Source organism: Mesorhizobium sp. WSM3868 (assembly GCF_002294785.1).
In the GTDB taxonomy this organism is placed as follows: domain Bacteria; phylum Pseudomonadota; class Alphaproteobacteria; order Rhizobiales; family Rhizobiaceae; genus Mesorhizobium.
Map to the genome: position 1 here is coordinate 1 of NZ_NSGB01000050.1, position 1,477 is coordinate 1,477.

The 1,477-nt window shown below is 61.7% G+C and carries 2 protein-coding genes; both read left to right on the plus strand.

Translation table 11 applies throughout. The annotated features are described in order from the left end of the window. The first annotated feature begins 76 nt into the window (after positions 1–76). Positions 77–1,183, plus strand: a complete 1,107-nt coding sequence (locus CK221_RS29470; RefSeq protein WP_095780274.1) for an IS5 family transposase — start codon at positions 77–79, stop codon at positions 1,181–1,183. Further along, positions 1,180–1,477 (plus strand): hypothetical protein (locus CK221_RS29475; RefSeq protein WP_095780275.1); only part of this gene is annotated, 298 nt, incomplete at its 3' end. The genes CK221_RS29470 and CK221_RS29475, both read left to right, overlap by 4 nt.

The window sequence follows — 1,477 nt, forward strand, 5'->3', positions numbered from 1 at the left end:
CAGGCTGTTGAAGAAGTTCTGGCGCGGTTGTTTGGAGCGTGATTCACTGGTTGCCCTGATGATTTGGGGACCGTGGATGCGGGGATTGGACGAACGGACAGGTTCACTGTTTTCCTATGTGGACCTTGAGGAGCGGGTTCGGCGGGATCATCCGCTTCGGGTGATACGGGAGATTGTGAACGCGGCTCTCGTAGAGATGGACAGCGATTTTGCGGTGCTTTATCCGCCTGGGCTCGGCCGGCCCTCGATCGCGCCGGAACGATTGCTGCGTGCGATGCTGTTGCAGGCCTTTTATGGCATTCGCTCGGAGCGTCAGCTGATGGAGCGGATGGAGTTTGATCTTCTGTTCCGCTGGTTTGTTGGGCTGGGCGTTGACGAGCCCGCCTGGGATCATTCGAGCTTCACCAAGAACCGTGATCGGCTGCTGGAAGGAGAGATCGCGGCGAAGTTTCTGCGCGCGGTGCTGGCGCAACCAAGGGTGAAGCGGCTGTTGTCGTCGGATCACTTCTCGGTGGACGGGACGCTGATCGAGGCCTGGGCTTCGATCAAGAGCTTTCGCCGCAAGGACGGCAGCGACAACGATCCGGATGGAACGGGCCGTAACGCCGAGCGTGGCTTTCATAAGGAGAAGCGCTCCAACGACACGCACCAGAGCACGAGCGATCCGCAGGCGCGGCTCTACAAGAAGGGCGACGGGCAGCCGGCGAAGCTCTGCTATCTGGGACATGCGCTGATGGAGAACCGTCACGGGCTGGCGGTCGATGGCAGCATTACCCAGGCCACGGGTACAGCCGAGCGCGAGGCCGCGCTCGCCATGTTGGACCGCAGACCATCGCGGCGGCGCATCACGCTCGGGGCCGACAAGGCCTATGATGTAATCCAGTTCGTCAAGGACCTGCGCGAGCGCAAGGTCACGCCGCACATCGCCGTCGACGGCCATTTGAGCAAGACCGGCAAGCCGCGCGTAACGGCTATCGACGGCCGCACGCGCTGTCACGCCGGCTATGCCGTCAGCCAGCGCCGCCGAAAGCGGATCGAGGAAGTGTTCGGTTGGATCAAAGCCTCTGCTGGCATGGCCAAGGTCAAGCTGCGAGGATGCGCCCGTGTGGGCGCGGCCTTCACCCTGAACCTTGCGGCCTACAATCTGGTCCGCTTGCCAAAGCTTCTGGCAGCGTCGGCATGAGCATCGCAGGCCGCTGGCGGATTGTTGAAATGCCCGATTATGTCGAGGACTATGCCGACATGATGGAGCCCGCCTACATCGAGTTCGCGGCAGATGGCTCCGGCGAATTCGCCTTCGGCTGCGTCACCGGGCAGATATTCGATGGGGCCGACGGCAATCATGTAGCATTCTCCTGGCAAGGCAACGACGAGATGGACGAAGCTCAGGGCGACGGCTGGGCCGAAATCCAACCTGACGGCTCGATCATGGGCCAAATCTGCTTCCACAACGGCGACGATGCTAATTTCATCGCCC

What these genes read in the sequence shown, in the direction of transcription:
- CK221_RS29470 (WP_095780274.1), top strand. Translation starts at nt 77, where the DNA reads ATGCGGGGATTGGACGAACGGACAGGTTCACTGTTTTCCTATGTGGAC.